The following is a 22,738-nucleotide window of genomic DNA, read 5'->3' as shown; positions in this document are numbered from 1 at the left end:
CGACCTGCCGGACGAAGCGGGAGCGACCGGGAACCCGTCCGACACCGAAAGGGCCTCCGTGGCTGATCAGAGTTTGCTCGCCCCGCAGCGCCAGGCGCTGATCCTGGAGGCCATCCGCAAGGCCGGCGCGGTGCGCGTCGCCGAGCTGGTCGAACAGTTCGGCGTGTCGGACATGACGATCCGCCGCGACCTGGACGCGCTGGTGCGCCAGGGCGCCGTCCAGAAAGTGCACGGCGGGGCCATCGCGGTGGGGGCCGCGAGCACCGACGAACCCGGCTTCGACGTCAAGTCCGAGCTGGAGGAGAGCACCAAGGCCGCCCTGGCGGACGCGGCGGCCCAGCGCGTGGAACCGGGCAGCGTGGTCGCCCTGTCCGCCGGCACCACCACCTACGCGGTCGCCTCCCGGCTGCTGGAGATCCCGCAGCTCACCGTCGTCACCAACTCCCTGCGGGTGGCCGACCTGCTGTGGGCGGCGGGCAGCGACGGGCGGGAGAACGTCCCCTCCCTGCTGCTCACCGGCGGAACCCCCACCCGCTCCGCGGCCCTGGTGGGAGCCCTCGCCGACCAGACGATCCGCACCCTCCACGTGGACCTGCTCATCCTCGGCGTCCACGGCGTCAGCGAACAGGCCGGACTCACCACCCCCAATCTGGCCGAGGCCCAGACCAACCGGGCCCTGATCGCCTCCGCCCGCCGCACCGTCGTGGTCGCCGACCACACCAAGTGGGGCGTCGTCGGCCTCAGCAGCTTCGCCACCCTGGCGGACATCGACTGCTTCATCACCGACGACGCCCTCCCCGCCCCGGCCCGCAGCACCCTCGCCGACACGGTCGGCGAGTTGGTCGTCGTCCCGACCACCGCCTGACCGGGCAGCGGCGGGAGGTGGCGGGACGCCTGCGGCGGGTGGCGAGAGCGCTTGGGTGCCGACGTAGGTGGCCGCGTTCGCCGGAGGTCGCCCTGGCACTTCACCGGGCCGGCCGAGGCGCTGCGCGTGGCACCTCCTCGGACGCGCGGGCGTACGCCGGGCGCGGCCTTCGCGTGCCGGCGGGGTGCAGCGGCGTGTGGGGCCGTTCGCGTCCGCCTGATTTCCGCGAAGCGGCCCCGGGCCGTCCGCCGCTCTGACATGCTCACCCGAATGGCAGACGGGTAGTAGTCGGAGCATGACACAGCGTCAAGGGCGGGCAGTGCAGTGCAGTACTCGATCAGCGCGACGGCGTTCCTCGCGATCTTCATCGTCATCCGGCTTCGACGCCGTACCGAATCCCGCAGCCGCACCGACGAGGCGTTCACCGTCTTCACCGCGGTCGTCTTCGGCGTCTTGATCGCCGCCACCAGCTGGGGCCACGCCATCCTCCAACTCGTCGGCATCGCTGTCCAGGTCACCCACTGACCCTCCCCTCGGCGGGTACGGCTGCGGACCGCAGGGAGGACGCCAAGCATGAGCAGGCTCGGAACAGCCAATGGCTAGGCGCAGGCCTCCGGCGCGGGCGCGCCCTCGCCGCCGGCCCGCGCGGCGCGATGACGGCACATGGCTCGCCTACGCGATGGTGGCGCTGCTCGCGCTCGGCGCGGCGGTTGCCGTCCTGCGGTGGCTGGCGGCGAACTGGTGGGTCCTGGTCGTCCTCGCGCTGACGGCCGGTGCCGTCGCCGCCGCCGTGCTGCGCGCCCGCGTCCTCGCTGCCCGCCGACTGCAGCTGCGGGCAGCCAGGTTGCGCCTGGCGCTGAGCGGTCCGGGCGGGATCGACCACATGGCGCCGGACGCGTTCGAGTACGCGGTGCGCGACCTGTTGCAGCGCGACGGCTGCCGCGCGCACAAGGTCGGGAGGGCCAACGACCAGAGCGTGGACGTCCTCGCCGAGGACCCGCTGGGGCGGCGCTGGGCCCTGCAGTGCAAGCACAAGCGGGATCCGCTCGGCGGAAAGCCGGTCGGTGTGGGCGTCCTGTACGCGCTCGCCGGCACCTACCAGCGGGCCCACCGCGCCCACGTCGCCGTCGTCGTCACCAACGGCCGCTTCTCCCGCGAAGCCCACCGCTGGGGCGCCGAGCAGGGCATCCTCCTGGTCGACCGGAACGCCCTCGCCCGCTGGGCCGCCGGCAGCCGGCCCCTGTGGGACGTCCTGCCCCGCATCCCCGCGCCCCGGGGCGGACACCGACACTGACCTCGGCCCTGGGCCACGACTGCCGCAGGTCTACCCTGATCCGCGACAAGGGGAGGGGAAGCGGCCGTGGAACTGACGCGACGCGACAAGCGCTGGATAGCCGTGGTGGGGTTGATCGGGGTCGGGGTGGCGGGGTGCTACGCCTGGGCCGACCACTCCGAGGACTCCGCCTACCCGCTCCCGTTCAAGAGGCGGGACGCGTCGGTCCTCGTCCGGCTCCAGCTCGCCGATCCGTCCACGAAGAACACCGTCGTGGAGGCGGACGACCGCACGATCACGATGGAGGTCGCCTGGAGTGGCTGCGACTACAAGCCCGACCTGGTCGCCGGGGAGTGGGCCGACAAGGTCACCCTGCTGCTGAGGCGCCGGGACGCCTCGGGCCCCGACATCGGCTGCGAGGACGGCGGCATCGCCCGGGTCACGGCCGTCCTCCGCCACCCCCTCGGCAGCCGGCCCGTGACCGACGCCCTCACCGGCAGGCCCGTCCCGTACACCCACGCCCGAGGACGGCCGGCGGCCGGCGGCTGACGCCCACCGGCCCGGAACTACCTGCCGGCTGAGGTCATGGAGCCGACCGCATCCGCCACGCCGGAACGGTAGAGGCCCAGCGTGGGGTCAGGACCGTACGCCACTGCCCGTCAGGCTGTGGGCCCGGCGGGCGGGGTGTGGGCGGCCGGAGTCAGGGTGGTGTCGAGCCAGTCGAAGGTGACCTGCTGGAAGCGGGACATCGCTCCCATGTGGCAGTGCTCGCCCGCGCCTTCGGCCTCTGGGAGGGTGACCAGAGTGTGCGGGCAGGTCAGGGCGGCCCGGACGCGCTGGGGCTCGCCGCGGAAGAACTGGTCGTCCTCGGCGTCCAGGATCAGGGTCGGGCAGTCGATGAGGTGGGCGACTCCGTCGAGGGTGTAGTCGGCGGTGCGGCGGATGTAGTCCGCGGCGGAGTCGGCGCCGAACGCCCACACGCCGTTGCGCAGGGCCCAGCGGAGTTGGGTGCCGGCCTGCATGAGCAGGCTCAGGACGGGGTCGGCGAGGTCGTCGCGCCCGGACTCGACCCAGTCCCGCAGGAACGGCGGCATGACCCGGGTGTGGGCGTCGTGGTAGTCGTAGAGGCCGTCGTCCAGGACCAGGGCGGCCAGGCGGTGCTCGTGGGCGGCGGCGCGGGCGGTGAGGTAGCCGCCGAGGCTGTACCCCAGCAGTGCGATCCGGTCGGGGGCGATCTCGGGCCGGGTGAGCGCGTAGTCGACCACCGGGGTGACCACGGCCTCCCAGTCGGGGCGGAAGACGAGGCCCTGCTCGCGCAGCGCCGCACCCTGCCCGGGCCCGTCGTAGGCCAGCACGTTGTAGCCGCGGCGCAGCGCGGCCGCGCCGATGACGAAGTAGGCCTCCTCCAGGGTGGAGTCGAAGCCGCTGGTGAAGACGACGGTCGGGCGGGGGGCGCCGGAGTCGTCGACGAGGAAGAGGTAGCCGGGCAGGCTGGTGTCCTCGTAGGGGATGCGTACGGGCTCGACGGGGGTGTCCATCAGGGTCGCGGCGGTCGCGAAGGTCTCGCGGGAGAGGGCGGAGAGGGTCTTGACCTCGGGGTCGTGGGCGGGGTCGTCGCGGCGGTAGAACTCGGCGGTGCGGTAGTAGTTCGAGGCGCGCAGCAGGGCCTCGCGGGAGCTGACCCGGTGGCCGGCCGCCAGGGCGCGGGTGCCGACGGCGTGGACGCGCTGCGCGGTGCGCTTCCACTCGCGCAGCCAGGCCTCCTCGTCGCCGTCGCCGATGGCGCGGGCGGTGGTCAGGACCTCGCCCAGGTCGGCGCCGCCGTCGTTGGCGAAGCCGGCCGTGCGCAGCGTCTCGAAGGAGAACGACTCGTCCTCGTACAGGAATCGCATGGTGCACCCCAGACCCTTTTGTCGAGACGGAACGGTTCCGTCTCGTCTACGGGAACGACGGTAGCCCCCTCCCAGTCGAGACGCAACCGTTCCGTCTCGTGTAGGTTCGGGGCATGCCCAGTTCCCCCGCGCCCGCCTCCGGGCCCACTCCCGCCCCCGGGCCCACCTCCGCCCACCCGCGCCGACTCCCCGGTGGGCCCGTGCTCCAGGACTCGGTCACCGAGGCGATCGCCCTCGCCTTCTTCGAGGAACTGGCGTCGGCCGGCTACGCGCGGCTGTCCCTGGAGGCGGTGGCCAAGCGCGCCGGCGCGGGCAAAGCGGCCATCTACCGCCGCTGGACGTCCAAGCTGGACATGACCGTCGACCTGGTCTCGGCCGTCGCCGTCACCACGTCCGGGACCATCGACACCGGCACCCTGCGCGGCGACGTCCTCGCCTTCCTCACCGAGGTCGCCGACGCGCTGCAGCAGCCGCTCCCCGCGCGGATCATCCCCGACCTGATCGCCGAAGGCCACCGCAACCCCGAACTGGCCGAGGCCCTCTTCACCGCCGTCCGCGACACCCGCCGCGCCAAGGCCACCCTGCTCCTGGAACGGGCGGTCCTCCGCGGCGAACTCCCCACCAACACCGACCGCGAACTCGCGCTCGACTTCCTCGCCGGCCCGCTCTACTGGCGCCTCGCCGTCGTCCACACCCCGACCGGCCGCGACTACCTCGACCGCCTCACCGACAAGCTCCTCGCCGCCTTCGCGGCCTGACGCCAGGCCCGCCCGTCCGGCCGAACGGGCGGGCCGGGCGGGCCGGGCGGGCCGGACTGAGCGTCAGCCGTCAGCCGTCAGCCGTCAGCCGTCAGCCAGCGTGCGGCCGAGGAGGGGCAGCAGGCGGTCCCAGTGGTGCTGCAGGCCGGCCGGGTCGAAGGCGTCGGTGTCGGACATGGTGAAGCCGTGCTCGGTGCCCGGGTAGATCTCGGAGGTGTGGCCGACCCCTGCGGCGTCCAGGTCCCGGTTGAGCTCGACGAGGGCTTCGGGCGTCACGTCGCTTGCGGCGTGGCCGAAGTGGGCCTCCACGGTGAGGCCGCGCAGGCCGTCGGGCCCGTCGGCGCCCACCGGGGCGTGGAACGCGCCGAGGGCGGCCACCCGGCCGGGGTGGGCCACGGCGGTGCGCAGCGCCAGGAGGCCGCCGATGCAGTAGCCGGTCAGCCCGACCGGTCCGGCGGCGACCTCGGGCTGAGCGGTGAGGAACCCGAGGAACGCCTCGGCGTCGCGCAGGACGCGTTCGGCGGTGTGCTCCTGGATCAGGGGCATCAGCTCGGCGAAGATCGCGGGCCGGACCTCCTCCCCGATGTGCGCGGGGAGGTCGATCACCGGGGTCGGGCCGTGCCGGTAGAAGAAGTTGGGAACGAGCACGTAGTAGCCGTGCCCGGCCAGCTCGCGGGCCATCTCGCGCAGTACGGGCCGGATGCCGAAGCCGTCCGGGTACATCAGCACCCCCGGGTGCCGCCCGCCACCGTCGGGGAAGGCGGCGAAGGCGTCGGCCCGGCCGTCCGCGGTCGGGATCTGCAGGGTCTTGGTGGGCATGAACTCTCCTGTCGTGGTTGATGTGTCGAGCTGTGATCAACTCACGAGGGAGGCGGAGCCCGGGCCTGCGGGGAAGCGGCGCCCGGGCCTCGGTCCGGCAGCGGGCCGGCCCCGGCCCGCACGGTGCTCAGCGGAGCACCGGGTCGCCGATCCGTGTGTGGCGCAAGGCCGTCCCGGTCGTCATGGCTGTCAACCTAGCCGACCGGGTGAGGCCGGGTCCAGGTGAGGCCGGGTCCAGCTCCGATCACCTTGCCCCACAAGGGAGTTCGCCGTGAGGGAGTTAGCCGAGGGCAGCGCGCCACGCCCGGCGGCGTGCGCGGTCAGGTGTAGCGGGCGGCGGCGCGGCGGGTCGCCTCGGCCAGGCGGGCCCGGAGTTCGGGTGGCCGGATGACCTCGGCTTCCGGGCCCAGGCGCAGGAGTTCGAGGTACCCGATGTCCCAGTCCTCGACCGGCAGGGTCACGGTGACCCAGCCCTCGGCATCCGGCGGGCCCGCGGTGGCGAGGGCGTCGGCGGCGGCGGTCGCCTCCAGCAGGACGGCCAGGTTCTCGACGGCGAGCGGGCTCAGCCGTACGACGGCCCGCTCGCGCAGCAGAGCGCGGGTGAACTCCCGTGCCGCCGCGGCCCAGTGGCCGGCGAGGTCGAACTCCGGGTCGCGCTCGAACCGTTCGTCGCCGGCCTCGGCCGTTTCGAAGCGGTCGACGCGGTACGAGCCGACCCGGCCGGAGGCGCCGCGCGCCACGAGGTACCACTGCCCGGCCTTCAGGACCAGGCCGTACGGCTCCAGCCGCCGCTCCCGGGTGCCGCCGCGCGCCGCGTACCGGCCGTGCAGCACACGTTCCTCCCACACGGCGCGCGACACCTCGGGGAGCAGCGGCGGGGGTTCGGTCTCGCGGAACCAGGCCGGTGCGTCGAGGTGGAACCGCCGGACGGCGCCGGCGGGGGCGTCGCCCAGGACGGCGGCGACCTTCAGCCGTGCGGCGAGGGCGTGCCCGGCCAGTCCCATGTCGCGCAGCGGGCCCGGAAGGGCGGCCAGGTGCAGGACTTCGGCCTCGGCGCGTTCGAGGCCGGTGAGGCGGGTGCGGTAGCCGTCGACCAGCCGGTAGCCGCCGGCGCGGCCGCGGTCGGCGTACACCGGCACGCCGGCCTCGACCAGGGCGGCGACGTCCCGCTGCACGGTGCGCTCGGAGACCCCCAGCTCGGCCGCGAGCTCGGCGGCGGTCATCGTCCGCCGGGCCTGGAGGAGCAGCAGCAGGGCGATGGCCCGGCTCGCCCGCACGTGGCCTCTCCTTCCGTCAGTCTTCCGTCGTCGGGTGGCCCGTTCCAGGTCCGGGCCTGATCATGCCTGGTCCACCTGGTCCGCCTTGTTCGCCTCGTCCGCCGGGTCTACCTCGTCCGCCGTGTCCGCGTCGTCCGCCTGCCGGCCGAGCTTGGCGGGGTCGGCGGCGAACACGGCCATCCAGTGCGGGTGCAGCCGGTAGTAGACCACGTCGTCGTCCCAGTCGAAGGCGTCGTCGCCGTAGAAGTCCCGGAAGTACGCGAGCAGTTCCGGCCAGTCGGCGGCCGGCTCGCCGCCGAGGGGATTGAGGATCTCCGCGGTGCCGTGGGTGAACACGCCCAGGTCCTCCCCGCGCAGGTGCGCGGCGCTGACGGCGGGCCGGGCGGCGAGGTGCCGGGCCTTGGCGGCGCTGCGCGCGGTGCCGAAGTGCCACTTGCCGTGCAGGAAGTGGCCGTCCACTCCGCTGATCCGCGGCTCGCCCTTGGCCGTCACGGTGGACAGCGCGAGCGTGCACATGCCGGTGAGCGCGCCGGTGAGCTGTTCGGCGGTGAGCGTGCGCTCGCTGCTGATGATCGACCTCAGGTGCGCCGTGGAGCCGGCGAGCGAGGTGTCGAGGAGGGCTTGGAGCTGCTGGAGTTCTTCGGGTGTCTCGCGCATGAGGGTCCTTGTCCGTCCGTCCGTCTGATCGTTTGACCGTCTGTCGTCCCGACCTGCGCCACCGTGACACCGGCCGGGCCCCTACTGTCCCCTCGAAACCCGACACCCTCTGTCGTGTTATCCGCGCGCGCGGCGCCTTGGAGCGGGCGGTGCGAGTGGGGCACCGTGTGCTGGGCACCGTGTGTACTCGGCTCCGTGTGTGCCGGGCGCTGCACGACCGGTCGGCAAGTGCCGTTCGAGGAATCGGGAGTAGGAAAGCCATGGGCCTCATCCACATCGAACTGTTCACCACCCTCGACCTCGTCGGGCAGGCGCCCGGCGGCCCCGACGAGGACCCGGCCGGGTTCCCGTTCGGCGGCTGGCAGGCGCCGTTGCTGGACGAGGCCACCGGCACACAGATCGCCGCCGCGTACGAGGGCACGGACGCCCTGCTGCTCGGCCGGCGCACCTACGACCTCTTCGCCGCCTACTGGCCCCACCAGGAGGGCGGCCAGGACAACGAGTTCGCCACCCTCTTCAACAGCGTCCCCAAGTACGTGGCCTCCCGCGGGAAGCCCGACCTCTCCTGGGCCGGCTCCACCCAGCTCGGCCCCGACCTGGCCGTCGCGGTACGGGAGATCCGCGACCGGCACCGGCACGTGAAGGTCGTCGGGAGCCTGAACCTGGTCCAGACTCTCCTGCGCGAGAAGCTCTTCGACCGCCTCGACCTCTGGGTGCACCCGATCGTGCTCGGCGTCGGGAAGAAGGTCTTCGACGGCGGCGCCGTGCCCACGAACGTCACCCTCCTCGAACCCCCCACGGCCGGCCGCAAGGGCACCGTCTTCCTGCGCTACGCCCTCGCCGACGGCACTCCCGCCACCGGCGACATGAGCGCCCCCGACCGCGGACTCGGCGACGACCGCTGACAGCACACCGGGCCGGAGGGGCCGGCGCCGACTCCTGGCGCGCCGGTCCCTCCGGCCGTTGCGGGGACAGCGGTTCAGGCGGGGACGGCGGTTCAGGCAGGGACGAGGTCCCAGCGCTGGGTGGCGGCGCCGGTGTCCGGGGCCTGGGTGACCGCGCCGCCGGCCGCGGTGGGGGCGGTGAGCGCGAGTCCGGAGTGAGCGAGGATGATGCGGTAGCCGGCGTTGTGGTCGCCGACGATCCGGAAGGCGTGATTCATCCGTACCATGAGCGCCGTCTGGGCCGGGTTCCGGATGACCGCCGCGCAGTGGTACCGGACCAGCGCCGTGCCGGCGGCGGTGCTCGAACCGGGGAGGCAGCCGGACGGCGGCCTGCCTCCCGGGGCGGCTACTTGGCCTCGATCCGGCCGACCGGGTCGGGGGCGGCGGCCAGGGCCTCGCAGGCGGTGGGCCAGGCCGGGTCGCCGGGGTGGAGGCGGGTGCGGAGGTAGGCGGCGGCGAGCCGGGTGAGAGCGGCGACCCGTTCGGGGTTCTCGTCGGTGGTCTCGGCGGCGTCGTATCCGGCGATTCCGCCGAGGCCGTGTTCCGCACCGAACAGGGTGAGCAGGGTCTTGGGGGCGGGGGCGAGGGTGTAGGGGTCGGCGTGCCAGGCCGGGCCGAGGTCGGTGAAGTGCCGGGGGTCGTCCTGGTCGCCGACGACGACCAGGGCGGGGGTGGTCATGGTGGAGAAGTCGACGGCTCCGATGATCGGCCACTGCTTCGCCATGGGCCCGTTGTAGGCATCGCCGCCCCGGCCGGGCGGGGCGAGCAGGACGCCCGCCGTGATCCGCGGCTCGGCCAGGTGCACCACGGTCCCGGTGTCGGGGTCGTGGAGTCCGGCGCCCAGCAGGAGGGCGGCGGTGAAGCCGCCGTACGAATGCCCGGCGAGGGCGATCCTGCTGTGGTCGAGGCGTCCCGCGAGCTGCGGGACGGTGCGCTCGATGACGTCGAGCCGGTCGAGGACGTGGGTCATGTCCTCGGCGCGGGAGCGCCAGAAGTCGGGTGCGCCGGGGGCGTCGGCGACCAGGTGGCTCAGGGTTCGGGAGGTGAGGTGGGTGGGCTGGAGGACGGCGAAGCCTTCGGCCGCCCAGGCGTCGGCGAGCGGCGCGTAGCCGTGCAGCGAGGAGAGGTGGTGCGAGGGGCCGTGGCCGTGGGAGAGCAGGATGACGGGCAGTCCGGTGCCGGACGCGGGTGCGGTGACGCGGACGTGGAGGTCCACGGGGCGTCCGGGGACGGGCAGGACCACCGGGCTGTAGGACAGGACGGGGACGGGGACGGGGACGGGGACGGAGACAGGTTCGGTGCGGGTGGGTGCGCTCATGGCGAGCGTTCCTCCTTCTGCGGTGACGGCAGGCAAGTGGCAGACGGCGGCAGCCTTCGGCCTCGGCTAAGCTGAAACGGAACGCCGTCCCATTTACTATCCGGAACGAGGTTCCGTTTTGTCAACGGGCCCGAACGAGCATCGGAGAAGAGCCGTGTCCAGCGAGAGCCCCAGCGGGAAGTCGTCGGCCCGGAGCAAGCGGGCCGACGCGACGCGCAACCGGGAAGCACTGCTCGCGGCGGCCGCCGAGGTGTTCGTGACCGCCGGCGTCGACGCGCCGATCCGCCGGATCGCGGCCGAGGCAGGCGTCGGAACGGGGACGATCTACCGGCACTTCCCGACCCGGGCCGACCTCATCACCGCCGTCTACCGCCACCAGATCGAGGAGTGCGCACAGGCGGGCCCGCGGCTGCTGGCCGACGCCGGCTCCCCGTTCACCGCACTGCGCCGGTGGATCGACCTCTTCGTCGACTTCCTGGTCACCAAGCACGGACTGGCCGACGCGATGCAGTCCGACAGCAGCGCCTTCGCCGCCCTGCACGGCCACTTCCTCGACCGCCTGCTGCCGGTCTGCGCGCAGCTGCTCGACGCCGCGGCCGCAGCGGGCGAGATCGGGGCGGGCACCCAGCCCTACGAACTCATGCGCGGCATCGGCAACCTGTGCATCGGCGGCGCGGACCCGCAGTACGACCCCCGACGCCTGATCGACCTGCTCCTGCACGGACTGCAGCACCCCCGACCCGCCTGACCCCGACGGCCGACCGCCGGCACCCACGGTGCTCCCACCTCGACGCCCTGCGGCCCGCCCGGGCTGACCGCTGTGAGGAGTACGGCCGTCCCGGGGTGGCGCGGCGGTTATGAGCGCGTGCCAGGGCGCTCCCGGGAGGCGGCAGTCGACACCTGCCCCAGCACCAGAGCGCTGAGGCCGAACATCAGGACGCCCAGGGGGACGTGGAGCGCCGGCATGTGCGCGATGCCCAGCACGACCTGCACCGAGGCGAGCACCAGGAAGCCGGCCGCGTACAGGATGGGGCGGGGCGAGCCGCCGCCGGGCCGCCAGGCCAGGATCGCGGCGAGCAGGTACAGCATCGATGCGCCGTACATCACGCGTGCTCCGACACTGTGCAGCGTCTCCCCGTGGGAGGCCAGCAGCAGGCCGGCGGTGGCGGCCTGGAAGAAGATCGCCAGGGTTTGCAGGGCGAGGGCGACCTGCGGGAACGTGAGGCTGCGCTTGTCTGCCGTCGTCGGTATGGCCATGTCGTGGTCCCCTTCTTCTGCCTCGCGGCAGTTGATCGATAGTGTCTCGGCAGTCCGACGACGCAGGCCCGCGAAATGTGAGGCGGGGCTTCCGGCCTCACACGCCGCTGCGGTGTCATCGGAGCTGCGGGCGCGGCGAGAGCGGAAGCTGAAGCGGAAGAGACCAGGGAGTGGGCCCGACTCATGAGCACCCCATCCGAGCCGGGACTGAGTGTGATCGTCGGCGAGCGGCACCAGCTGATCAATCTCGCCTACCGGCTGCTCGGTTCCCTGGTCGAGGCCGAGGACGCCGTGCAGGAGACGTACGCCCGCTGGTACGCCATGTCGCCGGCCCGGCAGGAGGCCGTCGCGTCGCCCGGCGCCTGGCTGACGACGGTGGCCACCCGCGTCTGCCTGGACCTGCTCGGGTCGGCGCGGGTCCGGCGCGAGCACTATGTCGGGGAGTGGATACCCGAGCCGCTGCCCGACCGTACGGAGTCGATCGGCGGACCGGCGGGCGGCAACAGGGCCGAGCCGATCGACCCCGCCGACTGGGTCACCCTGGACGAGTCGGTGAACATGGCCTTCCTGGTCATCCTGGAGTCGATGACGCCGGCCGAGCGCGTGGCGTTCATCCTGCACGACGTCTTCCGTTACCCCTTCGCCGAGGTCGCCGAGATGGTCGGCCGGACTCCGGCGGCCTGCCGGCAGCTGGCGTCCTCGGCCCGCCGGCGGGTGCGCGCCGCACAGGTGCCGGCAGCCCCCGCGACCGAACAGGCCCGTGTGGTAAGGCACTTCAAACAGGCGTGGGAGGCCAGGGACATCGAGGCCCTGGTCGGTCTGCTCGCCCCTGATGCCACGATGACCGCCGACGGGGGCGGCATGGTCGGCGCCGTCCTTCGCCCGGTCCGGGGCAGCGAGCGCATCGCCCAGTACCTGATCCACATCGCCGACAAGGCCCCTGGGCTCACCCTCCTCGAACGGACGGTCAACGGCCGACCGGGCCTGGTCGCCCAACACACCGGCGTCACCGCGACCGTGGCGGCGTTCAGCCTCACCGGCGACCGCATCACGCGCATCTGGGCGATCCGCAATCCGGCGAAACTCCGCCCGTGGACCGAGACCGGATCGGGCTGACCAGCGCTTCGGCCTGAAGCTGAGCGCCCGGCCGGGAGCCGCGGGACCGGCAGAGGTCGGCGGAGGTCGGCGGATAATGGCCGGGGCCGTGGGCCGGACGCTGCCCGTCGGCGGCGGTGAGCGAGGGAGAGGCGGAGGACGGATGACTCTGGAGGAGGGCCGGCGCGTCAAGCTGGCCGAGGACCTGGCGATCGGTGAGGCGGTCGCCGGAACGCCCGGGGCCGTCGTCGGTTTCGTCTCGCTGGGGGCCGGGACGCAGGGCGTGGTCGAGCGGGTGGACGGGGAACTCCCGGAGAGCCACGACGTCCGCGAGTACCAGCGGCTCAGGGCACTGTTCGAGGACTACGGGCACACCATGCCGGTGGCCAGCCGCGAGCGGCTGGAGGCGGAGATCACCGCGCTGGAGCCGCAGTGGGCCGCGTACCGGGAGCGGGGGAACCGGGTGACGGTCCGGGTCCGGCTGGACAACGGCTTCGTCCTGGACGAGGTGCACCAGGACGTCCTCACCCCGCTGTGACGTCCGGCCGGAACGGGTCAGGGCGGGCGACCACCGAACGGCCGGTCGTGCACCTCGATCTCGGCGTACCGGGTGAGCGGACGGTGTGACGGGGACAGCCCGCCATCGGCCGGGCCCCTTCGACGGGGGCTCCGCCCGATGACGGGCTGTCGGAGTGCGGAACAGGCGGCCGATCGGGCCCCTGGGACGGCGGGGCGGCTATCCGACCCGCCGTTGCGGAATCAGTGCCAACCGGTGCAGAACGAGTACCCGTTGACGTTGACGCACCCCCGGGTGACGATGTCCGAGTCCGGGAGGGATTCGGTGTAGTTGGTCGTGTTGACGACCGTGTTGAGCCAAGGGTCCCAGGTGACACCGCCGTTGCTCGACTGGTCCATGTACACGTACCACGACGACCCGATCTTCGAGCCGCCCCTCGCCATGGCCCACTCGCGGTGGCCGATGAGGTCTGTCGCCAGTTGGACCCAGCCCCAGTTGGTCTGGACGAACTGACAGTAGTAGGCGGCGGGCTCGTCGCAGTTGTTGCTGGCGTGCGCGGTTCCCGACGTGCCGACGACGCCGATGGCGGTCAGCACGGTGGCAGCGATCATTGCTCCGATACGACGCATGGTTCCCTCCGTGAATCGTCGGGCCCGGGGCACCGGAACCGGTGCACAGCGGGCCCCTGAGGAACGGGGAGCTCCCCCCTTGTCCGTGCGCACACCAGGCTGCCGGACCACCGCCACACCGGGGAACGACGTAAGCCGGACGTTCCCCCGACACTCGGCCCGCTGCTCCACCCTGCGCTCCCGGAGCACGGCTTCCGCCCGGGCGGGCGTTGCCCCGGCCACGGTGGCGCCGTTGAACACGGCGACACCGCAGGCCAGGAAGGACGCCTTCGTGAACAGGGACGAGAAGACGGCGGACATGCCCCACCGGCCACCAGGCACCGGCCGACAGGTTGGTGACCGCGGCCAGGTCGAGCCGGTTGGCCTTGTTCGGCGCGAACCAGCCGTAGGGGTTCACCTGGGTCCGGAACAGCGGGGACAGCGCCCGCCGGGCCGCGTCGGTGAGGCTGTCGGCCCACTTCGGCTCCGCCGGCACCTCCTGCAGCAGGGTGTCCCGCTGCCCCGCTGGCGTCCTAGACGGCGACGAAGCGGCGGTTGCCGTCGGCGGCAAGGATGCGGCCGAAGCGCATGCCGGGGAAGTGCGCGGCGACCAGTAGGTCCTCGGTGTCGGCGGCCTCGTCGGCGATGCGGTTGCGCACCGCGGACGCGGCTGCCGGGTCGACGTCCCAGATCACCTGCCAGTCGCGTTCGCCGAACTGGACCACCGAGTGGACGACGTCGCCCAGGAGCAGCGCCCGGCGTCCGCCGGAGGAGAGCACGTACACGGTGGTGCCGGGGGTGTGGCCGGGCAGGTGGAGGGCGTCGATGCCGGGGGCGAGGGTGAAGTCGGCGTCGAACAGCTCCAGTCGGCCTTCCAGCGGGGTGAGTTTGGCGACGGCCGCGGGAGTCGCGGCCGGCCCGGTGACGAAGTGCTGCCAGTCGGCGCGGTGGGCACGGTAGGTGGCGCGCGGGAAGACCGGCCGACCGTCGACCGCGGCCCAGCCGACGTGGTCGAAATGGAGGTGTGTGAAGACCACATCGGTCACGTCCTGGGGCGCGACGCCCTGGGCGGCGAGCGAGTCCAGCAGTGCGCCCCCACGGTAGCGGCCGTCGTCGAACGGGCCGACCCCGGCGTCCACCAGGACGGTCCGCTGCCCGCTGCGCACCAGGAAGCCACCGAGCGGCAGGTTCAGGGTGCCGTCCGGCTCCCGGTGGTGGTCATGGCAGGCCCACGGGTCGTCCGTGCCGGGGCGGGTGAGGATCTCGGCGGCGGTCTCGGTACCCACCCCGTCCATGACCGCCAGAACCTCGATGTCGCCGATCTTCACGTACAAGCCCTTCCGTAACCGTCCGTCATGGGCCCGCTGTGGAAGCGGTGTCCGCTTGCGGGGTCGTTCGGCTGCAACCGACCCCGGTGGCCGGGCATTCCCCGGGGAACACGGAACCTGCGCGGAGCATCGCCAGGTTCGCGGTGATCGACAGCGGACCCGACGTCACCGTCGCAGGCCCCGCGGAGACGGAGTGACTCTGCGGGGCCTGCGAGGGTGATCGGCTCGGCGCCGGTTCAGCCGAGCTTGCTGTTCTTCCAGTTCCAGCTCTTGACGGGGTCGGTGCTGCTGTCCCAGGCCAACTGCGGAGAGTTGAGGCCGGTGCCGGTGCTGGTGAGGGTCCACAGGCCGGTGCGGCTGGTGTCCCCGGTCTTGCCGTAGTCGTAGGCGATGGCGATGTCGGCCTTGCCGTCACCGTTGAAATCACCGGCGACCAGCTTGCTGGCGTTCCAGTTCCAGCTCTTCACCGCATCGGTGGCGCTGTCCCAGACCTGCTTGGGGCCGGCGAACCCGGCGCCGGTGCTGGTGAGGGTCCACAGACCGGTGCGGCTGATGTCCCCGGTCTTGCCGTAGTCGTAGAGGACGCCGATGTCGGCCTTGCCGTCACCGTTGAAGTCGCCTGCGGTCACCTTGCTGGCGTTCCAGTTCCAGCTCTTGACGGGGTCGGTGCTGCTGTCCCAGACCTGCTTGGCGCTGGAGAAGCCGGCGCCGGTGCTGGTGAAGGTCCACAGACCGGTACGGCTGGCGTCCCCGGTCTTGCCGTAGTCGTAGGCGATGGCGATGTCGGTCCTGCCGTCACCGTTGAAGTCGCCTGCGGTCACCTTGCTGGCGTTCCAGTTCCAGCTCTTGACGGGGTCGGTGCTGCTGTCCCAGACCTGCTTGGCGCTGGAGAAGCCGGCGCCGGTGCTGGTGAAGGTCCACAGACCGGTACGGCTGGCGTCTCCGCTCTTGCCGTAGTCGTAGACGATGGCGATGTCGGCCTTGCCGTCACCGTTGAAGTCACCGACCACGGGCTTGCTGTTGGCCCAAGTCCAGCTGCTGACGGGGTCGGTGGAGCTGTCCCAGGCCGGCTGCGGGCCGGTGAAGCCGCTGCCCGTGCTGGTGAAGGTGTAGAGCCTGGTGCGGTTACGGCCGTCGTCGGTACGGCCCAGGTCGTAGAGGACGCCGATGTCGGCCTTGCCGTCACCGTTGAAGTCACCGACCGTCACCTTGCTGGACGCCCAGTTCCAGCTGTCCGAACCGCTGTCCCACACCCGTTGCGGGGAGGTAAAACCGCTCCCCTTGCTGGTGAACGTCCACAGACCCGAGTGGTTGCGTTCCCCGTCCTTGCCGTAGTCGTACAGCACCGCGACATCGTCCCGGCCGTCACCGTCGAAATCACCCTTGATCCGGGTGGCCGGGTTCTGCTCCGGGTCGGTGGGGGTGGGGGTGGGAACGTCGGGGAAGGGCGGTTCGCTGTCGTCGCCCAGGCCCGTGCCCTGCCAGCAGTTCGGCCAGGCATTCACGCCCTGGGCCGCGAGCACCTTCTCCGCGATCCTGATCTGCTGTTCCTTGGTGGCCTGGTAGGCGAACGGCGCGTAATCCGTCCCGCCGAATCCCTCCCAGGTGCTCGGAATGATCTGCAGGCCACCGCCCAGGTTCGTTCCGCTGTGGTAGCTCCAGTCGCCCTCGCTCTCGCACTTCGCCACCTTGTCCCAGGTGGCGACCGAGGCGGCGTGGGCCGGGGCGGAAGGTGTCAGGGAGAGGCCGGCTGCGGCCAGTGCCACGGCCGCGGTGGTGACGAGCGGGTGTTTCCTGATGTTCGGTAAACGCATGTTCTGAAGGTCTCCATCCGTCGACGGGCGCGCTCAGCCGACCTTGCTGTTCTTCCAGTTCCAGCTCTTGACGGCGTCGTTGGCGCTGTCCCAGACCTGCTGCGGGGAGTTGAAGCCGGTACCGCTGCTGCTGAGGGTCCACAGGCCGGTGCGGCTGATGTCCCCGGTCTTGCCGTAGTCGTAGAGGACGCCGATGTCGGCCTTGCCGTCGCCGTTGAAGTCGCCGGCGACCAGCTTGCTGGCGTTCCAGTTCCAGCTCTTCACCGCATCGGTGGCGCTGTCCCAGGCCAGCTTGGGGCCGGCGAATCCGGCGCCGGTGCTGGTGAGGGTCCAGAGACCGGTACGGCTGGCGTCCCCGGTCTTGCCGTAGTCGTAGGCGATGGCGATGTCGGCCTTGCCGTCGCCGTTGAAGTCACCGCTGACGGGCTTGCTGGCGGCCCAGTTCCAGCTCTTGACGGGGTCGGTGCTGCTGTCCCAGACCTGCTTGGCGCTGGAGAATCCGGCGCCGGTGCTGGTGAAGGTCCACAGGCCGGTGCGGCTGATGTCCCCGGTCTTGCCGTAGTCGTAGACGATGGCGATGTCGGACTTGCCGTCACCGTTGAAGTCGCCGGCCACGGGCTTGCTGTTGGCCCAAGTCCAGCTGCTGACGGCGTCGGTGGAGCTGTCCCAGGCCGGCTGCGGGCCGGTGAAGCCGCTGCCCGTGCTGGTGAAGGTGTAGAGCCTGGTGCGGTTGCGACCGTCGTCGGTACGACCCAGGTCGTAGAGCACCCCGATGTCGGCCTTGCCGTCACCGTTGAAGTCACCGACCGTCACCTTGCTGGACGCCCAGTTCCAGCTGTCCGAACCGCTGTCCCACACCTGCCGCGGAGCGTTGAAACCCGCCCCCTTGCTGGTGAACGTCCACAGACCCGAGTGGTTGCGCTCCCCGTCCTTGCCGTAGTCGTACAACACCGCGACGTCGTCCCGGCCGTCACCGTCGAAATCACCCTTGACCCGGGACGAGTCCTCCTGCGCGGCGACGACGGGCTGCGTACCGGCCGGGCCGACGTCGATGTAGTTGCGGTCGATGTTGAGCGTCACGCCGCCGTAGGTCTCGTCCACCTCGCCGCGGTACTGGTGGACGCGCTGCCGGTTGGACCAGAAGCCGGGCCCGGGGAGTCCCATGGACGAGTCCGAGACGTCGGCCTGGTAGTTCCAGTTGGCGGACCAGACCACGTCCGGGCCGGCGTAGTCGGAATCGCCGGCCACCGAGGCGAGGTCCTGCACACCGCTCCGGACCCCGGCGTAGACACCGGACCGGTAGCCGCGCTCGCGCACCCGGCTGCTCCAGCCCGACAGGTAGTCCAGGACCCGGTCCCGGTAGGACCGGTCGTCGTAGTGCTCCATGTCGTTGTAGATGACCGTGCCCGGCCCGAACCCCAGGTCGTCGGCCTTGGCGACGGCGGTGTCCGCGGACTCCCGGCCCTGGTTGACGGCGTCGGTCGGTGAGATGTCGTAGGCCTGACGGTCCACGAAGATCGGCAGCGGGTACCAGCCGTTCGAGGTCTGTTCGCGCACCCAGTCGGGGGTGAGCTCGGGCTGCTTCGAACAGCCCAGGTGGCGCCCGCCGATGTAGATGCCCACGGACCGGTACGGCGACGCCTTCCAGGCGTTCATCGTGCTGGGCGACGGGGCCGCGCAGGCGTCGAAACCCGGTCCGGTGTAGCCGGTGTCGGCCACGACGGCGGGCTGCGCCGTGAGCGCGCCGAACGCCTTGGGCACGGGAGCCGGAGCGGGCGCAGGAGCGGGAGCCGGTGCCGGAGCGGCGGGCTTGGCAGCCGTGGCGTCGATCCGGGCGTTGCCGAGGATGGCGGCGACGGTCGCGTTGGAGGACGCACCGTACGCGGCGGTCACCAGCACCCCGGCGCCTTCGACGGCCACCCGCGACTCCTGATCGGAGCCCACCGGCAGCGTGCGCGGCATCGCCGCGCCCTGCGGGACGCGCAGGACGTCGGAGGCCTGCCGGCCGACGGTCCCGGGGATCGGTTCCAGGAGCAGGGCGTCCGTCTTGTCGACCACGAGGTGGGGCGGGCAGGCCTGTTCGGCACCGGGGTGCCCCAGGTAGACGGTGTGCCGGTCGAAGCGGACACAGGTGTCCGGGGCCTTTTCCAGGTCGACGACCGTCCATGTGGAGGGCACGTCGAGGGTGAGGCCGTGGTAGGTCACGGCCGTGGTGGCGTCCCGGTGCGGCGTCGCGGGCGCGGCTTGGGCCTGCTGGGCGAGCCCTGGTGCGACCAGGGCGAGCAGGGCGGTCGAGACGGCGAGGGCTCGGCCGCGTTTCTTGGGCAGTTGCATGGGGGGTGACTCTCCATCTGGGCCGTGTCGGGCCGGCATCCGGGCCGTGTCGGGCCGGCGGATGCCGGTGGGTCCCGGTGGGTGGCTGCGGGTTTGGGGAACGGCACGCGGAGGGACGCCGTGCGCGGACGGCGTCCCTCCGTGGCCGTGCGGATCAGCCGAGCTTGCTGGCGTTCCAGTTCCAGCTCTTGACGGCGTCCTTGCTGCTGTCCCAGGCCAGCTGCGGGGAGCTGAGGCCGGTGCCGGTGCTGCTGAGGGTCCACAGACCGGTGCGGCTGGCGTCCCCGTCCTTGCCGTAGTCGTAGAGGACACCGATGTCGGCCTTGCCGTCACCGTTGAAGTCACCGGCGGTCAGCTTGCTGGCGTTCCAGTTCCAGCTCTTGACGGCATCGTTGCTGCTGTCCCAGAGCTTCTTGGGGCCGGTGAAGCCGGCGCCGGTGCTGTTGAAGGTCCAGACGGCGGTGCGGCTGGCGTCCCCGTCCTTGCCGTAGTCGTAGAGGACACCGATGTCGGCCTTGCCGTCACCGTTGAAGTCACCGGCGGTCAGCTTGCTGGCGTTCCAGTTCCAGCTCTTGACGGCGTCGTTGCTGCTGTCCCAGACCTGCTGCGGGGAGTTGAAGCCGGTGCCGTTGCTGCTGAGGGTCCAGAGCCCGGTACGGCTGATGTCGCCCTTCTGGCCGTAGTCGTAGAGGACGCCGATGTCGGTCCTGCCGTCACCGTTGAAGTCGCCGACCACGGGCTTGCTGTTGGTCCACTTCCAGCTCTTGACCGGGTCGGTGGAGCTGTCCCAGGCCAGCTTGGGGCCGGCGAATCCGGCGCCGGTGCTGGTGAAGGTCCAGACGGCGGTGCGGTTGCCGGTGTCGAACTGGCCGTAGTCGTAGACGACGCCGATGTCGGTCTTGCCGTCGCCGTTGAAGTCGCCGGCCACGGGCTTGCTGGTCGCCCAGTTCCAGCTGCTGACGGGGTCGGTGGAGCTGTCCCAGGCCAGCTGCGGGCCGGTGAAGCCGCTGCCCGTGCTGGTGAAGGTGTAGAGCCTGGTGCGGTTGCGACCGTCGTCGGTACGACCCAGGTCGTAGAGGACACCGATGTCGGCCTTGCCGTCACCGTTGAAATCCCCGACCGTCACCTTGCTGGACGCCCAGTTCCAGCTGTCCGAACCGCTGTCCCACACCTGCCGCGGAGCGTTGAAACCCGCCCCCTTGCTGGTGAACGTCCACAGACCCGAGTGGTTGCGCTCCCCGTCCTTGCCGTAGTCGTACAGCACCGCGACGTCGTCCCGACCGTCACCGTCGAAGTCACCCTTGATCCTGCTGGTGTCGTCGGTGGCGACGGGCGTCACCTCGTCGTCCACGATGGAGTTGAGCCGGATCGGCTCGTACTCGTCCTGGTGGTTGAAGTAGGGGTACGGGATGACGTGGTGGAAGACACCGCGGCTGTTGAACTCGTAGCCCCAGTAGGACGACTTGTCGGCGTCGGCCCACTTCTCGAAGAGGACGACGTGCCCGTACCGGCCCGGGTTGGGGTTGTCGAGGGCGTCACCGGGCTTGAGCTCGTCCTTGGTGATCCTGTGGGCGATGCCCTCGGGGATGAACGAGTCGGTGGTCTCGCCGGGACCGGGCAGGCCCCAGGCCATGGAGACGTATCCGGAGCAGTCGGTGCGCCAGCCCTGGTACGTTTCGCCCCCCATGCTGTACTCCAGGCCCTGGTCCACCCAGGTGGCGGCGCGCTTGAGGGTCTCGCTGCGGGTGATGGGCTTGGCGGCGGCGAGCTGCGCGGCCAGGCCGTTGCTGCGGAGTTGGGAGGTGGGGGTGCCCTGGCCGGCGCTGGGGTAGTCCGCGGACGGACTCGCCGCGTCGACCGCGGCGGTACCGGGCCCGGCACCGGGCCCGGCGACGGCCGCGGGGGCGGCGGCGACCGCACCGAAGGCGAGGGCGGTCGTCACCAGAGCGGCGACGGACGAACTACGGGCTATGAGGGAGAGCTTCATGTCGTCCTTGCTGTTTTCGGGCAGCCTTCGGCGTGCCGAGGTGTGTGGTGAACTCCCGTGTGGAGTGGTGTCGTTCGGACGGGGACCGGTCCCCCGGTGCCGGCGGGTTCTCCGGTGCTTGATCGACTCACTCACCTTCGCAGGCGTCAGAAACCGTCAACAGTGGCAATATTGACGATTGACGAACGATTCCTGCCAGGCCGGCATCCCGCCTCGCCGGCTCCCGTCAACCACCTCCGGAATCGGTGACGGCGGGCGGCTTCTGGGACAGGATCGGGAACTTTCCCGCACCGGGCCGTGAACGAACTCCCCGTACGGTGAGCACACATCAGTCGCCCGCACCGGCCCACCGACAGCAGGAGCACCCCATGCGCACGCGCCGCCTCGCCCTGACCGCCGCCGCCGTCGCGGCACTCGCCGCCACCGCGACGGCCTGCGGACCGGACGACTCCGACGCGGGCTCCACCGCCGCGAGCCCCGCGGCGACCGCCGCGGCACCCGCCCCGGCCACGCCGGGCTCGGCCGCGCCGGGTTCGGCCGCACCGGGCTCGGCCGCGCCGACGAAGGCTCCCGCCGACCCCCGGTCCTCGGCCCCCTCCTCCCCCGCCGCCATCGACAAGGGCGGGTCCGGCCAGGCCTGCCGCGCCAACGACCTGGTCTTCGGCGCGAAGACCGAATCCCAGGCCGGCGGATACATCCTGATCACGGCCAAGGCCAAGCCGGGCATCACCTGCACGCTCCCCGCGGCCCACCCCACCATCGCGTTCGGCTCGGGCGGCATCGAGGCCACCGCCGCCGAGCACACCACCGGCGAGCCGATCACCCTGAGCGGCGCCAAGACCGCGTACGCGGGCGTCCAGGCGAAGACGACCAAGGGCAACCAGGCGGTCCAGTTCACCGACGTCATCATCGCCATCGGCAACGCCGACCCGAACCCGGCCGGCCTCCCCGTCGGCCCCACCCCGGTCGACAAGCCGATCGTCACCAACTGGCACGCCGTCGCGAAGGACGCCGTCCCCGGCATCTGACCGAAACGCCGCGCCGGGCCGTGACCCGAAGGTCACGGCCCGGCGCGGCGTTCGGCCGGCTCCGGTCAGGAAGCGGCGGGCAGGAGGGCGGCGATCTCGTCCAGGACCCGGGCCGCCGGTGCCGGGTCGACCAGCCACTTGAGGTGGCTGCCGGTGAGCGTACGGACGTCGTACGGGTTCTCCGGCGTCAGCGCGTCGCCCTCGCGGATCATCCGGTCCTGCATGGCGAGCGGCACGCCCGCGTCCTCGGTCAGCCGGACGTACGACTTGGGGATCCGCCCCCAACTGTCGCGCTGCGCCCGGTCGTCGGGCCCGCCGGCGTCCAGGTTCTCGTCGGGCTGGAAGGTGTTGAGGAAGACCAGGAGCTCCTCGTCCGTGCCGTCGGCGAGGAAGGCCGCCTTGAAGGCCGCGAGGACGCCGGGGTCGGCGGTACGGAAGTTGGAGCGCAGCAGGCCGAGTTCGGCCGGGTCGGCGACCATGGCCGCCACCATCCCGGTGGCGTCGACGGTGGCCATCTCGGGCTCGGCGTAGTAGGCGCTGACGTCGAGGTCGACGGGGCACCAGGAGGAGACGTAGACGATGCGGTCGATCAGGTCGGGCCGCCGGTTGGCCGCGGCGGTGGCCGTGACGCCGCCGCGGCTGTGCGAGACGAGGATGACGGGCCCGTTGCGCTTTGCCCGCTCCAGGATCCCGATGAGGTGCGCGGCGTTGTCGGCGAGTGTGACGCCCTTGATGGCCCCGGGCGTGGTGGCGAGTCCGGCGAGGTCCTGCGGCGCCTGGTAGGCCACCGGGTAGGTGGCGGCGAACCCGTGCCCGGGGAGGTCGACGGCCACCGACCGGTGCCCGAGGAGGCCGAGTTCGGCCTGCAGCGGCGCGAAGGAGAAGGAGTTCGCGAAGGCTCCGTGAACCAGTACGAACGTCGGTTGCATCTGTCCACACTCCATGGAGGCGTCGGCGGTCAAGCACG

Annotated in this window: 23 protein-coding genes; 10 read left to right on the top strand and 13 right to left on the bottom strand. The window is 71.8% G+C overall.

Annotation, left to right across the window (positions count from 1 at the left end):
* The first annotated feature begins 58 nt into the window (after positions 1–58).
* The 4 genes from BX285_RS34155 (at position 59) to BX285_RS34140 (ending at position 2,687) form a co-directional block, all read left to right on the top strand.
* Positions 59–865 carry a DeoR/GlpR family DNA-binding transcription regulator gene (locus tag BX285_RS34155; protein ID WP_097241172.1) on the top strand — a complete coding sequence of 269 codons (807 nt, stop codon included), beginning with the start codon at positions 59–61 and terminating at the stop codon, positions 863–865.
* A gap of 324 nt (positions 866–1,189) precedes the next feature.
* Positions 1,190–1,390, top strand: a complete 201-nt coding sequence (locus BX285_RS34150; RefSeq protein WP_257033226.1) for a hypothetical protein — start codon at positions 1,190–1,192, stop codon at positions 1,388–1,390.
* Positions 1,391–1,544: 154 nt separating this feature from the next.
* Complete coding sequence (locus BX285_RS34145; RefSeq protein ID WP_121179432.1) at positions 1,545–2,159, top strand: restriction endonuclease; 615 nt, start codon at positions 1,545–1,547, stop codon at positions 2,157–2,159.
* A gap of 66 nt (positions 2,160–2,225) precedes the next feature.
* On the top strand, positions 2,226–2,687 hold the full coding sequence (locus tag BX285_RS34140) for a hypothetical protein (protein WP_121179431.1): 462 nt from the start codon (positions 2,226–2,228) through the stop codon (positions 2,685–2,687).
* A 110-nt stretch (positions 2,688–2,797) separates the two neighbouring features.
* On the opposite strand, the gene BX285_RS34135 is transcribed toward BX285_RS34140, so the two are convergent.
* Positions 2,798–4,030, bottom strand: coding sequence for a S9 family peptidase (locus BX285_RS34135; RefSeq protein WP_097241024.1), 1,233 nt, complete (start codon positions 4,028–4,030; stop codon positions 2,798–2,800).
* Between the two features lie 113 nt (positions 4,031–4,143).
* On the opposite strand from BX285_RS34135, the gene BX285_RS34130 reads away from it, so the two are divergent.
* The gene (locus BX285_RS34130; RefSeq protein ID WP_121179430.1) at positions 4,144–4,788 is read left to right on the top strand and encodes a TetR-like C-terminal domain-containing protein; all 645 of its coding nucleotides are present in this window, start codon (positions 4,144–4,146) and stop codon (positions 4,786–4,788) included.
* An 84-nt stretch (positions 4,789–4,872) separates the two neighbouring features.
* On the opposite strand, the gene BX285_RS34125 is transcribed toward BX285_RS34130, so the two are convergent.
* The 3 genes from BX285_RS34125 to BX285_RS34115 form a co-directional block, all read right to left on the bottom strand.
* The gene (locus BX285_RS34125; RefSeq protein WP_121179429.1) at positions 4,873–5,607 is read right to left on the bottom strand and encodes a dienelactone hydrolase family protein; all 735 of its coding nucleotides are present in this window, start codon (positions 5,605–5,607) and stop codon (positions 4,873–4,875) included.
* A gap of 320 nt (positions 5,608–5,927) precedes the next feature.
* Positions 5,928–6,884, bottom strand: coding sequence for a YafY family protein (locus BX285_RS34120; protein WP_121179428.1), 957 nt, complete (start codon positions 6,882–6,884; stop codon positions 5,928–5,930).
* Between the two features lie 60 nt (positions 6,885–6,944).
* Positions 6,945–7,541, bottom strand: coding sequence for a pyridoxamine 5'-phosphate oxidase family protein (locus tag BX285_RS34115; RefSeq protein WP_121179427.1), 597 nt, complete (start codon positions 7,539–7,541; stop codon positions 6,945–6,947).
* Between the two features lie 260 nt (positions 7,542–7,801).
* Between BX285_RS34115 and BX285_RS34110 the strand changes: the two genes are divergently transcribed.
* Positions 7,802–8,446 (top strand): dihydrofolate reductase family protein, encoded by a 645-nt coding sequence (locus tag BX285_RS34110; RefSeq protein WP_121179426.1) that lies wholly within the window; start codon positions 7,802–7,804, stop codon positions 8,444–8,446.
* Between the two features lie 92 nt (positions 8,447–8,538).
* On the opposite strand, the gene BX285_RS36975 is transcribed toward BX285_RS34110, so the two are convergent.
* Both BX285_RS36975 and BX285_RS34105 read right to left on the bottom strand, forming a co-directional pair.
* Positions 8,539–8,703, bottom strand: coding sequence for an RICIN domain-containing protein (locus tag BX285_RS36975; RefSeq protein WP_147465284.1), 165 nt, complete (start codon positions 8,701–8,703; stop codon positions 8,539–8,541).
* A gap of 128 nt (positions 8,704–8,831) precedes the next feature.
* Entirely contained in the window at positions 8,832–9,803 is a 972-nt protein-coding gene (locus BX285_RS34105) for an alpha/beta fold hydrolase (RefSeq protein WP_121179425.1), read from the bottom strand.
* Between the two features lie 154 nt (positions 9,804–9,957).
* On the opposite strand from BX285_RS34105, the gene BX285_RS34100 reads away from it, so the two are divergent.
* Positions 9,958–10,551, top strand: coding sequence for a TetR/AcrR family transcriptional regulator (locus tag BX285_RS34100; protein ID WP_121179424.1), 594 nt, complete (start codon positions 9,958–9,960; stop codon positions 10,549–10,551).
* A 107-nt stretch (positions 10,552–10,658) separates the two neighbouring features.
* On the opposite strand, the gene BX285_RS34095 is transcribed toward BX285_RS34100, so the two are convergent.
* Entirely contained in the window at positions 10,659–11,060 is a 402-nt protein-coding gene (locus tag BX285_RS34095) for a hypothetical protein (protein WP_097241031.1), read from the bottom strand.
* Between the two features lie 183 nt (positions 11,061–11,243).
* Between BX285_RS34095 and sigJ the strand changes: the two genes are divergently transcribed.
* Positions 11,244–12,176, top strand: a complete 933-nt coding sequence (gene sigJ / locus BX285_RS34090; protein WP_121179423.1) for an RNA polymerase sigma factor SigJ — start codon at positions 11,244–11,246, stop codon at positions 12,174–12,176.
* Between the two features lie 142 nt (positions 12,177–12,318).
* Entirely contained in the window at positions 12,319–12,693 is a 375-nt protein-coding gene (locus BX285_RS34085) for a hypothetical protein (protein ID WP_097241033.1), read from the top strand.
* Positions 12,694–12,914: 221 nt separating this feature from the next.
* Here BX285_RS34085 and BX285_RS34080 read toward each other — a convergent pair whose 3' ends face one another.
* The 5 genes from BX285_RS34080 to BX285_RS34055 form a co-directional block, all read right to left on the bottom strand.
* Positions 12,915–13,283, bottom strand: a complete 369-nt coding sequence (locus BX285_RS34080) for a hypothetical protein (RefSeq protein WP_121179422.1) — start codon at positions 13,281–13,283, stop codon at positions 12,915–12,917.
* Positions 13,284–13,813: 530 nt separating this feature from the next.
* Positions 13,814–14,608, bottom strand: a complete 795-nt coding sequence (locus BX285_RS34075; protein ID WP_257033231.1) for an MBL fold metallo-hydrolase — start codon at positions 14,606–14,608, stop codon at positions 13,814–13,816.
* A gap of 236 nt (positions 14,609–14,844) precedes the next feature.
* Entirely contained in the window at positions 14,845–16,422 is a 1,578-nt protein-coding gene (locus BX285_RS34070) for an FG-GAP-like repeat-containing protein (RefSeq protein WP_121179421.1), read from the bottom strand.
* Positions 16,423–16,455: 33 nt separating this feature from the next.
* Complete coding sequence (locus BX285_RS38020; protein WP_220784019.1) at positions 16,456–18,756, bottom strand: glycoside hydrolase domain-containing protein; 2,301 nt, start codon at positions 18,754–18,756, stop codon at positions 16,456–16,458.
* A gap of 154 nt (positions 18,757–18,910) precedes the next feature.
* Complete coding sequence (locus BX285_RS34055) at positions 18,911–20,743, bottom strand: VCBS repeat-containing protein (RefSeq protein ID WP_121179419.1); 1,833 nt, start codon at positions 20,741–20,743, stop codon at positions 18,911–18,913.
* A gap of 368 nt (positions 20,744–21,111) precedes the next feature.
* On the opposite strand from BX285_RS34055, the gene BX285_RS34050 reads away from it, so the two are divergent.
* Entirely contained in the window at positions 21,112–21,771 is a 660-nt protein-coding gene (locus BX285_RS34050; protein WP_121179418.1) for a hypothetical protein, read from the top strand.
* Between the two features lie 65 nt (positions 21,772–21,836).
* Here BX285_RS34050 and BX285_RS34045 read toward each other — a convergent pair whose 3' ends face one another.
* Positions 21,837–22,700 (bottom strand): alpha/beta fold hydrolase, encoded by an 864-nt coding sequence (locus BX285_RS34045; protein ID WP_183107332.1) that lies wholly within the window; start codon positions 22,698–22,700, stop codon positions 21,837–21,839.
* Between the last annotated feature and the right edge of the window lie 38 nt (positions 22,701–22,738).

The sequence above is a fragment of the Streptomyces sp. 1114.5 genome (assembly GCF_003635085.1).
Lineage (GTDB): Bacteria > Actinomycetota > Actinomycetes > Streptomycetales > Streptomycetaceae > Kitasatospora.
This window is presented reverse-complemented; position numbering and strand designations above follow the sequence as displayed.

Coding starts and splice junctions, on each gene's coding strand:
- BX285_RS34135 (WP_097241024.1), bottom strand. CDS start 4,030: ATGCGATTCCTGTACGAGGACGAGTCGTTCTCCTTCGAGACGCTGCGC.
- BX285_RS34110 (WP_121179426.1), top strand. CDS start 7,802: ATGGGCCTCATCCACATCGAACTGTTCACCACCCTCGACCTCGTCGGG.
- BX285_RS38020 (WP_220784019.1), bottom strand. CDS start 18,756: ATGCAACTGCCCAAGAAACGCGGCCGAGCCCTCGCCGTCTCGACCGCC.
- BX285_RS34085 (WP_097241033.1), top strand. CDS start 12,319: ATGACTCTGGAGGAGGGCCGGCGCGTCAAGCTGGCCGAGGACCTGGCG.
- BX285_RS34130 (WP_121179430.1), top strand. CDS start 4,144: ATGCCCAGTTCCCCCGCGCCCGCCTCCGGGCCCACTCCCGCCCCCGGG.
- BX285_RS34080 (WP_121179422.1), bottom strand. CDS start 13,283: ATGATCGCTGCCACCGTGCTGACCGCCATCGGCGTCGTCGGCACGTCG.
- BX285_RS34095 (WP_097241031.1), bottom strand. CDS start 11,060: ATGGCCATACCGACGACGGCAGACAAGCGCAGCCTCACGTTCCCGCAG.
- BX285_RS34105 (WP_121179425.1), bottom strand. CDS start 9,803: ATGAGCGCACCCACCCGCACCGAACCTGTCTCCGTCCCCGTCCCCGTC.
- BX285_RS34125 (WP_121179429.1), bottom strand. CDS start 5,607: ATGCCCACCAAGACCCTGCAGATCCCGACCGCGGACGGCCGGGCCGAC.
- sigJ (WP_121179423.1), top strand. CDS start 11,244: ATGAGCACCCCATCCGAGCCGGGACTGAGTGTGATCGTCGGCGAGCGG.
- BX285_RS34055 (WP_121179419.1), bottom strand. CDS start 20,743: ATGAAGCTCTCCCTCATAGCCCGTAGTTCGTCCGTCGCCGCTCTGGTG.
- BX285_RS34050 (WP_121179418.1), top strand. CDS start 21,112: ATGCGCACGCGCCGCCTCGCCCTGACCGCCGCCGCCGTCGCGGCACTC.
- BX285_RS34145 (WP_121179432.1), top strand. CDS start 1,545: ATGGTGGCGCTGCTCGCGCTCGGCGCGGCGGTTGCCGTCCTGCGGTGG.
- BX285_RS36975 (WP_147465284.1), bottom strand. CDS start 8,703: ATGAATCACGCCTTCCGGATCGTCGGCGACCACAACGCCGGCTACCGC.
- BX285_RS34070 (WP_121179421.1), bottom strand. CDS start 16,422: ATGCGTTTACCGAACATCAGGAAACACCCGCTCGTCACCACCGCGGCC.
- BX285_RS34045 (WP_183107332.1), bottom strand. CDS start 22,700: ATGCAACCGACGTTCGTACTGGTTCACGGAGCCTTCGCGAACTCCTTC.
- BX285_RS34115 (WP_121179427.1), bottom strand. CDS start 7,541: ATGCGCGAGACACCCGAAGAACTCCAGCAGCTCCAAGCCCTCCTCGAC.